Below are 12,543 nucleotides of genomic sequence, written 5' to 3'. Positions count from 1 at the left end.
ACGCGCCGGTGACAAGGTGTGACCGGAGAGTGCGGTCGCGAGCATTCAAGTGCAAGCCAACTCGCGGCTTCGTGAAGACGTGCTTCGTGAAGACGTGCTCCGTAAAGACGTGTGCTTCGTAAAAGCCTGCGACATTCGCTCCCCTCACGCTGCGCGGCGCACTTCGTCGGCAAGTGCGCGATACGAGAGCGCTTCGGCAAGATGCAGACGGCTGAGGTCAGCCGCCTCATCGAGATCCGCCAGCGTCCGCGCGACACGCAGAACGCGATGATAGCCGCGCGCGGTGAGCCGCATCGCATCGGCGGCTTCGTGCAGGAGTTTCATCGCGCTTGCGTCGGCGCGTGCGATCTCCTCAAGCAGTGGACCCGAAGCCTGCGCGTTGACGCGAACCTGCGGCTGGCCGAGTGCAGCGTAGCGCTCTGCTTGCATCGCGCGCGCCTGCGCGACACGCATCGCGACTTCGCGGCTACCCTCGGCGGGCGCCGGCAGGATTAAAGCGGCAGCGGTGACGGCCGGGACTTCGACATGAAGATCGATGCGGTCGAGCAGCGGGCCGGACAGACGGCCCTGATACTCGGCGGTGCAGCGCGTGTTGACGCTGCGCTTGCAGGCAAAGCCCGGATCGTAGGCGCGGCCGCAGCGGCAAGGATTCATCGCGGCGATCAGCATGAAGCGGGCCGGATAAGTGATGCGGTGGTTGGCGCGTGCAATCGCGACGTTGCCGCTTTCGAGCGGCTGGCGCATCGCGTCGAGCACCTGCGGCTGGAACTCGGGCAACTCGTCGAGAAAGAGCACGCCGTTGTGCGCGAGGGATATCTCGCCGGGCCGGGCGCGCAGGCCGCCGCCGGTGAGCGCCGCCATGCTGGCCGAATGGTGCGGCGCGCGAAACGGGCGGCTATTGGTCAGCCCGCCGCTCGTCAGCGCGCCGGCGACAGACTGGATCATCGAGACTTCGAGCAACTCGGCTGGTGTCAATTTCGGCAGGATCGATGGCAATCGCGCGGCGAGCATCGATTTGCCCGAGCCTGGCGGGCCGACCATCAGCATGTTGTGGCCGCCGGCGGCGGCGACTTCGAGCGCGCGCTTGGCGTTTTCCTGGCCCTTGATGTCGGCGAGGTCGAGCATTCCGGCGTTGCTCTGTTCGGCGATGCGCGGCAGCGGTCGAGATAACACTTGCGTGCCCTGGAAGTGATTGGCGAGCTGGATCAGCGAGCTTGCCGCGATGATCTCCATCTCGGGGCTCGCCCAGGCGGCTTCGGCGCCGCAGGCTGACGGGCAGATCAACCCATGGTCGCGCGCATTCGCCGCTATCGCGGCCGGTAAAACCCCCGCGACGGCGGCGAGCGAGCCATCGAGGCCGAGTTCGCCAAGCACCGTGAAGCCGTCGAGCGCATCATGCGGGATCGCGCCGATGGCGGCCATCAAACCGAGGGCGATAGGCAGATCGTAATGGCTGCCTTCCTTCGGCAAATCGGCCGGTGCGAGGTTGACGGTGATGCGGCGCGCCGGCAACGCGAGGCCGGACGCGACCAGCGCCGAGCGAACCCGTTCGCGCGCTTCACTGACGGCTTTGTCGGCAAGACCGACGACGTTGAACGCCGGCATGCCGGGCGCGACTTGCACTTGAACGTCGACCGAACGCGCGTCGATGCCTTGAAAAGCGACGGTCGCGACCCGCTGGACCATAATTGCCCCCACGCGCATGCGCCGGCGAAAACCGAGCGCTCGAAATATCGTTGGTCGCGTTGATCGGCTCCGCCGCGTCACGCGCTAATGGAAACAGCGTAACTCAGGCCGCGAAAACGCACAAGAACATTTGCAGAACAAAACGACTCGCTTTACGATGCTCTCACGTTGTTCACGCGTCTCGATTGACTCCGCGGGAACCTTCGACTTCGATAAAGTTTGAGGATTGGGCCGCGGGCTTCATCGCCATGACAGGCTCAACGGGAGAGCGTCATGATCGACTTGAAAGGGGTTGCGGCGGCCGAACTCGAGAAAGCGCGTCTGGCGCGGCTTGGCGTCGATGCGGCGAGCGCGGACATCGAAGAGCTCATCGAAGACATTCACCGCGCGGCTTATCGCCAGCAGGTGCAAGTCCATGGGCGTCCGTTGTGGACCTCGCCGGTGCTCAAGCTCGCGAGCTAGGTACCCGAAGAGAATTTTTACTGCATCGCTGTAGCGTTTCGCCGATCTGACGAAACGCTACGGTGAGTTCTGTGATTGCTTCCGTCGACCGGGCCACGCCCGACGATCTCGACTTATCCACGCGACAACAGAATCTGGTGCTCGCCGCGTTGCTGGTTTTTGCGCTGGCCCTGCGCATCGTTTCATTCTTGTATCTTCCCGGGCCGCATTTCCCTGACGAGGTCTATCAATCCTTCGAACAAGCCCATCGCTGGGCTTTCGGTTCAGGCGTTTTGCCGTGGGAGTTCCGGACCGGCATCCGCTCGCCAGTCCTGCCAGGACTTTTGTCGGGACTATTCGCCATCGTCGAGCCGTGGGTCGGTGGGCCGATCGGCTACCTCGTCGTCGCACGCACGTTTTTGGCAGGACTCTCGTTAGTCGCGGTCGCCGCCGTGTATCGGATGGGACTGCGTGAAAGCATCATGCATGGCGTCATCGCAGGCTTCGTTGCCGCGACATGGTTCGAGATCGTCTACTTTGCAGGGCGTCCCCTCACCGAAGCGATCGCGACGACGTTCCTGGTTGTCGGTCTTGCCCTCGCGACACCGACCCAAGCGTTTAGCATTCAACGGCTGGTAGCGATCGGCGCGTGCTTTGGCTTTTGCGTCATGCTGCGGATTCAGCTCGCGCCTGCCCTGCTGGTAGGCGCCATCATCATTGCGCGCACCGATTTGCGTTCTTGGCCTTGGCTGGCGGTCGGCGGCTGCCTACCGATTGCGATCTTCGGTTTGGCCGATTGGTATTGGTGGGGATCGCCCTTCGCTTCTTACTGGCGAAGCATCGTCGCGAATGTGATCGAGGGACGTGCGTCTCAGTACGGCACCTCGCCGTTCAGTGCGTATCTATCGATCATCCTCGGCGTGATCTGGACCGGTGTCGGCGCCATTCTCCTCGTGCTGTGTATGCTCAGATGGCGAGCATCGATGTTGTGGATCGCTGTTGCGCTCGCGATCATCGTTACGCATTCGCTGATCCCGCACAAAGAGTACCGGTTCGTTTTCCCCGCAACGGTGTGTCTTGCGATCGTTGCCGCGTTGAGTTCGGCCGACCTTCTGCGTGCCGCGCTGCGCAAGAATATGTTGCCGTTCGACGCCTTCGCGGCGACACGGCTTGCGTGTCTGATCTGGCTCGTCACATCCGCGTCGTTATTCGTCTCGCCAAGTTTCCGCGAACCGCGAACCGATCGCGCTCCTTTCGACGCACAATTTGAAATCGCGAAGGTTCCGGAGCTGTGCGGGCTTTTAGTCCATTTGCATCATTGGACCGAATTTGGCGGACAAGCCTATATGCACCGCGCGGTGCCGCTCTACTTCATCCCGATCTCGTCGCAGGTGGCAGACACAACGCCGGCGTATAACGTTATCCTGACGCGACGTTATGCGGTCTCGCAGATGCCGAAAGACTATACGCTGCAGCGTTGTTTTGATTCGGATCAAGGAGAAGCGTCAAACGCGTGCATTCTTAAGCGAGCAGGAACTTGCACGCCCAATCCTGCGCTCGAACTCAATCAACATTTGATAAAGACGACGGAATGAACCGCTCGCTCGCGAGCTAAAAGCTAGCGCTTCTTCTCGATCGCATCCCAGATCGTCACGGCGACATCCGGGCCGCCGAGACGCTTGATCGCGCGGATTCCGGTCGGCGACGTCACGTTGATCTCCGTCAACGAGCCATCGATAACATCGATGCCGACGAAGAGCAGACCGCGCTCGCGCAGCGCCGGGCCGATGCGTTCGCAGATTTCCTGTTCGCGCTTCGAGAGCTGCGTCGTTTCGGCGGCGCCGCCGCGCACCATGTTGGAGCGTAGATCGTCGGCTGCCGGCACGCGATTGACAGCGCCGGCGAAAACGCCGTCGACCAGGATGATGCGCTTGTCGCCGTGCTTCACGTTCGGCAGAAATTTCTGAACCACCCAGGGCTCGCGGAATGTCGTCGCGAACATATCGTAGAGCGAACCGAAGTTGAGATCGTCGTGGGTGATGCGGAACACCGCGCCGCCGCCGTGGCCGTAGAGCGGCTTCATCACGATATCTTTGTGCTCGGCGCGGAAGCGTTTGATCTCGGCGAGATCGCGGGTGACGAGCGTCGCCGGCATCAGGTCCGGGAATAGCGTGACGAGAACCTTCTCGGGTGCATTGCGCACTTCGGCCGGATTGTTGACGACGAAGGTCTTCGGGTGAATGCGCTCGAGGAAGTGAGTCGCCGTGATGTAGTTGAGATCGAACGGCGGGTCTTGGCGCATCAGGATGATGTCGAAGTCGGACGCTTTGTGACGCGTCTCTTCGCCCAGCTTGAAGTGATCGCCTTCTTGATCCTTCACGGTGAGCGGCCGCGACGAGACGAAAATCTCGCCGTCGACCATCGCGAGGCGGTCGGTCGTGTAATACGAGAGTTGATGTCCGCGTGCCTGCGCTTCGAGGAGAAGCGCGAAAGTCGAGTCGCCCGCAATCTTGATGCGTTCGATCGGGTCCATCTGGACGGCTACGCGGAGCGGCATGGGAAGTCCTCGGGGCAGGGTGTGCGCCGCTCGTTTTGAGCGGTGCGGTCAAGGATTTAGGCGGCGGTGCGGTGCGGCGCAAGTCGGGTCACCTGGCCAGCCGAACGCAGAGTAACCGTTTCGATACTTTATGCCTGCGGCGCAGCATCGTTTGCACGCGAAGCTTTCTGTCGCATGGCGGTCTGCAAAGAAAGCATGGGACAGAAAACGCCGCCGCCTTACACTTCTCCCGACGCCGATCCGCATAATTCGGCGCGTACCCAGCGAAACGCTAGGGAGGAAACAATGAGGAAGCGATTGTGGGCGGCGGCTCTCGCCGCCGTTGCGGTTTTCTGTATCTCTGATCTGCGTGCTCAGGGTTTGACCCCCGAGCAAATGAAGGCCGCGACGGCCTCGACCAACGAACAGTCCATCATCCAGAATCGCGAGGCGACGAAGAACTGGCCGAGCTACGGGCTCGACTTCCAGGAAACGCGCCACAGCAAACTCAAGAGCATCAACGCGGAGAATGTCGGCAAGCTCGGTCTCTCGTGGTCAACGTCGCTGGAGTCGCGGCGCGGCGTCGAGGCGACGCCGATCGTCATTAACGGCGTGATGTATGTCACGGCGTCGTGGAGTGTCGTGCACGCGCTCGACGCGCGCACCGGCAAGGAGCTGTGGCGCTACGATCCGCAAGTGCCGAAGGATTACGGCTACAAGGGATGTTGCGATGTCGTGAACCGCGGCGTCGCGGTGCATGAAGGCAAGGTTTACGTCGGCGCGTACGACGGCTTCCTGCATGCGATCGATGCGGCAACCGGCAAGATGCTGTGGAAGGTCGACACGATCGAAAATCGTGCGATGTCCTACACGATCACGGGGGCGCCGCGCGTTTACAAGAATGCGGTGCTGATCGGAAACGGCGGCGCCGAGTTCGGCGTGCGCGGTTACATCACGGCCTACAACGTGGCAGACGGCAAGCAGAAGTGGCGTTGGTATTCGGTCCCGGGCGATCCGTCGAAGCCGTTCGAAGACAAGAGCATGGAAGCGGCCGCGAAGACGTGGGATCCGGCCGGCAAGTGGTGGCTCGCCGGTGGTGGCGGCACGATGTGGGATTCGATGGCTTACGATCCGGAGCTCGACATCATGTATGTCGGCACCGGAAACGGCAGCCCGTGGAATCGCGATCTGCGCTCGCCGGCCGGCGGCGACAATCTCTATCTCGGCTCCGTCGTCGCGTTGAAGCCGGAGACCGGCGAATACGTCTGCCATCATCAGCAGACGCCGGGCGACAACTGGGATTACACGTCGACGCAGCACGTTCTGCTCGCCGACCTCACGATCAACGGGCAGCCGCGCAAAGTGTGGCTGCACGCGCCGAAGAACGGTTTCTTCTACGTCATCGATCGCACCAATTGCCAGTTCATCTCGGCAACGCCGTTCGTCGAGACGACGTGGGCGAAAGAGTATGACGAGAAGGGCCGGCCGATCGAAAATCCAGGCGCGCGCGCGAAGGACAAGCCGTGGGAGACGATCCCGAGCGCTTACGGTGCGCACAACTGGCACCCGATGTCGTTTAATCCCGACACCGGCCTCGTCTATCTGCCGGCGCAAGGCATTCCGCTGGTGCAGCAGCCCGTGCAGCAGTGGCAATACAACGAGCATCGGCCCGGCAGCGCGATGTCCAACCTCGGTTGGAATCTCGGCTTCCTGTTCAACACGGTCGACCCGACGATGAAGCCTTACGGCCATCTCTCGGCGTGGGATCCGGTGGCGAAGAAGGAAGTCTGGCGCGCAAATTATGTCTCGCCGTGGAACGGCGGCACGCTGACGACAGCCGGAAACTTGGTCTTCCAAGGCACCGCCGACGGGCGTTTCATTGCCTACAACGCGAAGACCGGCGAGCCGCTCTGGCAGACGCCGGTCGGCTCCGGTGTCGTCGCCGCACCGAGCACGTGGGAGCTCGACGGCGAGCAATATGTGTCGGTCGCGGTCGGATGGGGCGGCGTCTACGGACAGATGCAGCGCGCGACCGAAACGGCCGGGCCGGGGCGCGTCTACACGTTCAAGCTCGACGGCAAGGGCACGATGCCGCCGCTGGTGCAGCGTGCGCCTGCCGAACTTGTGAAGGGCGTTGCGTATAAGCCGGAGGATGTTGCGCCGGGTCTCGGGCTCTACGTGTCGAACTGTCTGTTCTGCCACGGCGTGCCGGGCGTCAACAACGGCGGCAACATTCCGAATCTCGGTTTCACCAAAGCCGAGGTGTTGAAGAATTCTCCGGAGTTGCTGCTCAACGGTGCGTTCGTCGAAGGCGGCATGCCGACGTTCAAGGGCAAGCTGACGGAAGCTCAAGTGACGCAAATCGTCGCGTTCATTCAGGGCACGGCGGACGCGGTGCGGCCGAAGTAGCAGGCGAAGAAGGGTCTCCAGACGCGCCGCAAATTCGGCGCGCTCCCTCTCCCGCTTGCGGGGGAGGGTTGGGGAGGGGGTTTTTCAATGTGCCTCCGTAGCGCAATGCAAATAAGGGTATTGGGCTTGACTTAGGCGCCCCCTCCCTGTCCCTCCCCCGCAAGCGGGAGAGGGGACGCTAGAGGCGCATGCGCCGAGCAGGGCCGCGCTTTCACGCTGGCCGACTGCGCGAGGGACTAATTCAACTGCTCGCGTCGAAAGCGTTTTCGATGTGCTGCGGTGGGCCGGACGGCGTCACCAGCACGACGTCGAAGCGGATGAAGCAATTCGCATCGTGCGGATTCTTCATCAACCAAAACTCGGCGCCGCCGATGATGCGCTTCTTCTGCTTCGGCGTCACCGAGAAGGCCGCGTCATCGCGCGTCTCGCGCGCTTTGACTTCGACGAAGACGAGCGTCTTGCCGCGGCGGACGACGACGTCGACTTCGCCGTGTGGCGTGCGCCAGCGGCGAAACGCAATGCGGTAACCCTTCGCAAGCAGCAACGACGCGGCGCGGCTTTCGGCCGAAAGACCAAGACGAAATGCAGCTTGCTTCTCGGGCTTCGGCTCCGGCTTTTCCTTCTTCGCACGCGACGGCTTTTCGGTCGCGGCTTTCGCGGCGAGACGCTCTTTCTCCGCCTGCGCTTTGATCGCGCCGGGCTGGATCATCGTGCGCGTGACTTGTTTTGGCTTTGACTTGGGCTTGCGCTTCTCGTCAGCCATCGCGGCCCTCGCTGAGTTCGAGTGCGCGGCGATAGACTTCCTTACGGCCGAGACCGGAGATACTGGCGACTTCGGCAACGGCATCCTTCACGGAGCCGCGCGTGAGCGCATCGCGCAGCATGGCGTCTAGTTCGTCTTCGCTTGGTGGTCCGGTCTCGATCGGCGGGCCGACGACGACGACTATTTCGCCACGCGGGTCCGCTGCGTCTGCGTAGTGTGCCGCGAGATCGGTCAGCGATCCGCGCCGAACCTCTTCGTGCAGCTTGGTGAGTTCGCGGCAGACCGCGGCTTCGCGGCCCGGCAGACCTTCGGCGAGGTCGCCCAGCGCAGCGGCGAGGCGCGGCCCGGTTTCGAAGAAGACGAGGCTTGCCGGGATGCGCGCGAGTTCGCCGATGCGGTTGCGCCGAGAATTCTGCTTGGCGGAGAGGAAGCCTTCGAAGAAAAACCGATCGGTCGGCAATCCGGCGCTTGCTAGCGCGGCAAGGACCGACGAAGCGCCCGGAATGGCGATGACTGACAGGCCAGCCTCGCGTACCTCGCGTACCAATTTGAAGCCTGGGTCGGAGATCAGCGGCGTGCCGGCGTCCGAGACAAGCGCGATGCGCGTGCCGCCGGTGAGCGCCGCAAGAATCTGTGGGCGAATCGCGACAGCGTTGTGCTCGTGATATTGGATGAGCGGTTTCTTGATACCGTAGTGATCAAGCAGTTTCAGTGTGACCCGCGTGTCTTCGCAGGCGATTTGATCAACCCCGGCCAAAGTTTCGAGCGCACGCAGCGTGATATCGCGCAGATTTCCGATCGGGGTCGCGACGACGTATAATCCGGGCGCAACCGGCGGCGCTTCATGTTGATGGCCGGCAAGGATAAAACTGCGGCGGGATGGGGCCGATTCCCCGGAGGACGTTTGGCGCATGGCGGCAAACTATCCCCGAGACGGCCGCATTGCCAGAAATGCATGGCGATATGATTTCTGACTTCAATTCTGCACCGCCGACGGGGCGCCGGGCCGCGCTGAGGGCGCTTACGTCGACGGCAGCACTCGCACTAGTTGCGGGCTGCGCGGGTCTCGACCTCGGCCTCCAGCAGACGCCGCAGGCCCCGCAGCAGGCGGCCGCGCCGCCGAGCCAGAACACGACCATCGGCGGCGGCACCGTGAAGGCCGCATTGATCCTGCCGCTCGGCACCGGCGGCAACGCCGGACAGGCCGCGCAGGCGATGCGCAACGCGGCCGAATTGTCGCTCGAGGAATTCGGCGTCGCCAATGTGCAGCTCATCGTCAAGGACGACGGCGGCAATGCGCAGGGCGCACGTGCGGCGGCCGAAGCGGCTTTGTCGGAAGGCGCGGAGATTATTCTCGGGCCGTTGTTCGCGCAGTCCGTGCAGGCGGTGGGGCAGGTGGCGCGGCAGCGCAACGTGCCGGTGATCGGCTTTTCGACGGACTCGTCGGTCGCGGCGCGCGGCATTTATCTCTTGAGCTTCCTGCCGGAGACGGACGTCGATCGTGTCGTCGATTTCGCGGCGTCTCGCGGGAAGAAATCATACGCGGCGCTGATCCCGCAGACGGCTTACGGCAATGTCGTCGATGCGGCGTTCCGCACCGCCGTCGCGCGCGTCGGCGGGCAGATCGTCGTGTCGGAACGCGCGCCGGGCGACGGCGATTTGGGCGAGGTCGCCAAGCGTGTCGCGCTCGGCGTCGGCCACGCTGACGTTTTGTTCCTACCGGGCGATGCCGAGTTTGTCGTGCGCGCCGGTCAAGCGCTTGCGGGCGCCGGCATCAACGGCAAGCGCGTGCAGTTCGTCGGCACCGGGCTGTGGGACGATCAGCGCATCTCGCAAGAAGCGACGTTGCAGGGCGGCTGGTTCGCGTCGCCGGACCGCTCCGGCTTCCGCGGTCTCACGAGCCGCTACCGCGCAAAATACAACAGCGATCCGCTGCGCGCCGCATCGCTGTCGTATGATGCCGTGTCGCTCGTCGCCGCGCTGGTGAAGACGCAAGGCGCGGCAAAGTTCTCCGATGGCTCGCTGACGAATACGTCAGGCTTCACGGGCGTCGACGGTGTCTTCCGCTTCCGCGCTGATGGTCTCAACGAACGCGGCCTCGCCGTCATGCGCGTCACGCCGACCGGCCCGATGGTCACCGCTCCGGCGCCGAAGACGTTTGGGTCTGGGACTTAAGACGCCAACTCGGCGACGATCGCATTCAGCAGCGGAAAGCCGTCGCGGGTAACGCGGAGGCGGCCTGTCTGCGTTTCTTGGACGAGTGCACCGTCGCGCAAATTCGATAGACGTTGCGTGTCGATCGATTTGCCGCCGAGCGAAGCATAGCGCGCGGGGTCGATCCCTTCGGTAAGACGCAGTCCCATCAGCAGATATTCGTCGGCGCGCTGCGTGCCGTCGAGAACCTCATCGAGAATGAGGCCGGTGCCGTTGCGCTCGACGCGTTCGAGCCACGTTTCCGGGTGACGTTCGGTGGCGGTCGCGTGGCGGATGCCTGCGAGGTTGAGACGTCCGTGCGCGCCGGGGCCGATGCCGGCATATTCGTCGGTGCGCCAGTAGACGAGATTGTGACGGCAGGCAGCGCCTTCGCGGGCGTGATTGGAGATTTCGTAAGCGGGCAGGCCGAGCGCGCCGCATTGCTCCTGCGTCGCATCGTAGAAGGCGCGCGCTTCGTCGGGTTCGGGGATCGTCAGTTTGCCGGCGGCGTGGAGCGCCGCGAAGGGTGTGCCTTCCTCGATGGTCAGTTGATAAAGCGAGAGATGTTCGGCGGCTTCGCTGATCGCTTGCGCGAGTTCTTCGCGCCAGGCCGCGATAGTTTGTCCGGGCCGCGCGTAGATGAGATCGAACGAATAGCGATCGAAGATGCCGCGCGCGACCGCGACCGCATCGAGCGCTTCGCGTGCCGTGTGCATGCGGCCGAGGCCTTTGAGCGCCGCATCGTCGAGCGCCTGCACGCCGAGCGAGACGCGATTGACGCCTGCGGCGCGATAGCCGCGGAAGCGCGTCGCTTCGACCGATGTCGGGTTGGCTTCGAGCGAGACTTCAACGTCGGGCGCAACGGTCCAGGCTGCGCCGATCGCGTCGAGAATTGCGCCGACGGTTTCGGGCTTCATCAGCGACGGCGTCCCGCCACCGAAGAAGATCGACGTCACCGTGCGGGGGCCGGTGCGTGCGGCCGTCGCCGCGATCTCGCGCGCGAACGCGCTGACGAAACGCGCTTCGTCGACGCCCACGTGACGCACGTGGCTGTTGAAGTCGCAGTAGGGGCACTTCGAGAGACAGAACGGCCAGTGGATGTAGACGCCGAACGCCATCCGCTCAGGGTTTCTTCAAACACGCGGCCGCGAGTTGGACGAAGGCGCGGGCGCGATGCGAGAGGCCGGGGCCGAGCGGCGGGAGGCCGTGTTTTTCCTCGCGCGTCAGTTCGCCGAAGGTTTTTGTGTGGCCTTCGGGAAGAAAGGCAGGGTCGTAACCGAAGCCTTTGTCGCCGCGCGGCGGCCAGATGTACGTGCCGGGGCAGTGGGCCTCGAACTCTTCCGTATGTCCGTCCGGCCAGGCGATGCAGAGTGCGGCAACGAAACGGCAGCCGCGTTTCTCCGCCGTGGTCGCGTCTTTCGCCTGCAGCGCGTCTTCCACCTTCTGCATCGCGGTTTTGAAGTCCTTCGACGGACCCGCCCAGCGCGCCGAATAGATACCGGGCGCGCCGCCGAGCGCATCGACGCTCAGCCCGGAGTCGTCCGCGAAGGCCGGCAGTCCGCTGACGGCAGCGCCCGCATGCGCCTTGATGCGCGCGTTCTCCATGAACGTGACGCCGGTTTCGTCCGGCTCCGGCAGGTTCATCTCGCCGGCCGACACTGCCTCGATCCCGTACGGCGACAGCAGATCGCGCATCTCGACGAGTTTCCCCGCGTTATGCGTTGCGATCAGCAGACGTCCGGTGATCTGGCGATGCGTCATCCGACCGCCGTCTTCTGCAAGTCGACGAGGCGCGTGATGCCTTTGCGAGCGAGCGCGAGAAGCTGCATCAACTCCTCTTCGCTGAACGGCTTCTGTTCGGCGGTGCCTTGAATTTCCACGATGCCGCCCGTGCCGGTCATCACGAAATTCGCGTCCGTCTGTGCGGCGGAGTCTTCCGCGTAATCGAGATCGAGCACCGGCGTGCCGTTGTAGATGCCGCATGAGATCGCGGCGACCTGATCGCGCAGCGGATTGGTCTTGATCATCTCGCGCTGGCGCATCCAGGCGAGGCAATCGGAGAGCGCGACCCACGCGCCGGTGATCGACGCCGTGCGGGTTCCGCCGTCAGCCTGGATCACATCGCAGTCGACCGTGATCTGGCGTTCACCGAGTGCCGGGAGGTCGACGATGGTGCGCAGCGACCGTCCAATGAGGCGCTGGATCTCCAGCGTGCGCCCGCCCTGCTTGCCGGAGGACGCCTCGCGGCGCGTGCGTTCGTGCGTTGCGCGGGGGAGCATGCCGTATTCGGCGGTGACCCAACCGCGGCCCTGGCCCTTCAGCCACGGCGGCAGGCGCTCTTCGAGCGTCGCCGTGCAGAGCACGTGGGTGTCGCCGAACTTCACGAAACACGAGCCTTCGGCGTATTTGACGACGCCTCGGTCGAGCGTAACGGGGCGCATTTCGTCGGGTTCTCGGCGGCTCGGCCGCATCGGCACTACTCCAGATAAAGCAATTCGTGCGGCTGTTTAGAGCA

The 12,543-nt window shown here is 63.7% G+C and carries 11 protein-coding genes; 4 read left to right on the top strand and 7 right to left on the bottom strand.

Going from position 1 to position 12,543, the window contains the following annotated elements; genetic code table 11:
• Positions 1 to 144: 144 nt before the first annotated feature.
• The gene (locus tag GJW30_RS21670; protein WP_096358431.1) at positions 145 to 1,686 is read right to left on the bottom strand and encodes a YifB family Mg chelatase-like AAA ATPase; all 1,542 of its coding nucleotides are present in this window, start codon (positions 1,684 to 1,686) and stop codon (positions 145 to 147) included.
• A gap of 273 nt (positions 1,687 to 1,959) precedes the next feature.
• On the opposite strand from GJW30_RS21670, the gene GJW30_RS21665 reads away from it, so the two are divergent.
• Both GJW30_RS21665 and GJW30_RS21660 read left to right on the top strand, forming a co-directional pair.
• Positions 1,960 to 2,148 carry a hypothetical protein gene (locus GJW30_RS21665; RefSeq protein WP_096358430.1) on the top strand — a complete coding sequence of 63 codons (189 nt, stop codon included), beginning with the start codon at positions 1,960 to 1,962 and terminating at the stop codon, positions 2,146 to 2,148.
• A 62-nt stretch (positions 2,149 to 2,210) separates the two neighbouring features.
• Complete coding sequence (locus GJW30_RS21660) at positions 2,211 to 3,722, top strand: glycosyltransferase family protein (protein ID WP_096358429.1); 1,512 nt, start codon at positions 2,211 to 2,213, stop codon at positions 3,720 to 3,722.
• A gap of 23 nt (positions 3,723 to 3,745) precedes the next feature.
• Here GJW30_RS21660 and gshB read toward each other — a convergent pair whose 3' ends face one another.
• On the bottom strand, positions 3,746 to 4,684 hold the full coding sequence (gene gshB, locus GJW30_RS21655) for a glutathione synthase (protein WP_096358428.1): 939 nt from the start codon (positions 4,682 to 4,684) through the stop codon (positions 3,746 to 3,748).
• 285 nt (positions 4,685 to 4,969) lie between these two features.
• Between gshB and GJW30_RS21650 the strand changes: the two genes are divergently transcribed.
• Complete coding sequence (locus tag GJW30_RS21650) at positions 4,970 to 7,072, top strand: PQQ-dependent dehydrogenase, methanol/ethanol family (protein WP_096358427.1); 2,103 nt, start codon at positions 4,970 to 4,972, stop codon at positions 7,070 to 7,072.
• A 241-nt stretch (positions 7,073 to 7,313) separates the two neighbouring features.
• On the opposite strand, the gene GJW30_RS21645 is transcribed toward GJW30_RS21650, so the two are convergent.
• Together GJW30_RS21645 and rsmI are read right to left on the bottom strand one after the other, a co-directional pair.
• The gene (locus GJW30_RS21645) at positions 7,314 to 7,781 is read right to left on the bottom strand and encodes a YraN family protein (RefSeq protein WP_096358997.1); all 468 of its coding nucleotides are present in this window, start codon (positions 7,779 to 7,781) and stop codon (positions 7,314 to 7,316) included.
• 46 nt (positions 7,782 to 7,827) lie between these two features.
• On the bottom strand, positions 7,828 to 8,748 hold the full coding sequence (gene rsmI, locus GJW30_RS21640; RefSeq protein ID WP_096358426.1) for a 16S rRNA (cytidine(1402)-2'-O)-methyltransferase: 921 nt from the start codon (positions 8,746 to 8,748) through the stop codon (positions 7,828 to 7,830).
• 50 nt (positions 8,749 to 8,798) lie between these two features.
• On the opposite strand from rsmI, the gene GJW30_RS21635 reads away from it, so the two are divergent.
• A complete protein-coding gene (locus GJW30_RS21635) occupies positions 8,799 to 10,010 on the top strand; it encodes a penicillin-binding protein activator (RefSeq protein ID WP_096358996.1) in 1,212 nt (403 codons plus the stop codon).
• On the opposite strand, the gene hemW is transcribed toward GJW30_RS21635, so the two are convergent.
• From hemW to rph, 3 genes are read right to left on the bottom strand one after another with little or no spacing between them, the layout of a single operon-like run.
• Positions 10,007 to 11,146, bottom strand: a complete 1,140-nt coding sequence (gene hemW / locus GJW30_RS21630) for a radical SAM family heme chaperone HemW (RefSeq protein ID WP_096358425.1) — start codon at positions 11,144 to 11,146, stop codon at positions 10,007 to 10,009. The two genes, GJW30_RS21635 and hemW, sit on opposite strands and share 4 nt — an antisense overlap.
• A gap of 4 nt (positions 11,147 to 11,150) precedes the next feature.
• Complete coding sequence (gene rdgB / locus GJW30_RS21625; RefSeq protein WP_096358424.1) at positions 11,151 to 11,789, bottom strand: RdgB/HAM1 family non-canonical purine NTP pyrophosphatase; 639 nt, start codon at positions 11,787 to 11,789, stop codon at positions 11,151 to 11,153.
• Positions 11,786 to 12,499 (bottom strand): ribonuclease PH, encoded by a 714-nt coding sequence (gene rph, locus GJW30_RS21620; protein ID WP_096358423.1) that lies wholly within the window; start codon positions 12,497 to 12,499, stop codon positions 11,786 to 11,788. Before rph ends, rdgB begins: the two co-directional genes overlap by 4 nt.
• Positions 12,500 to 12,543: the final 44 nt, after the last annotated feature.

It is taken from the genome of Variibacter gotjawalensis, assembly GCF_002355335.1.
Lineage (GTDB): Bacteria > Pseudomonadota > Alphaproteobacteria > Rhizobiales > Xanthobacteraceae > Variibacter > Variibacter gotjawalensis.
This window is presented reverse-complemented; position numbering and strand designations above follow the sequence as displayed.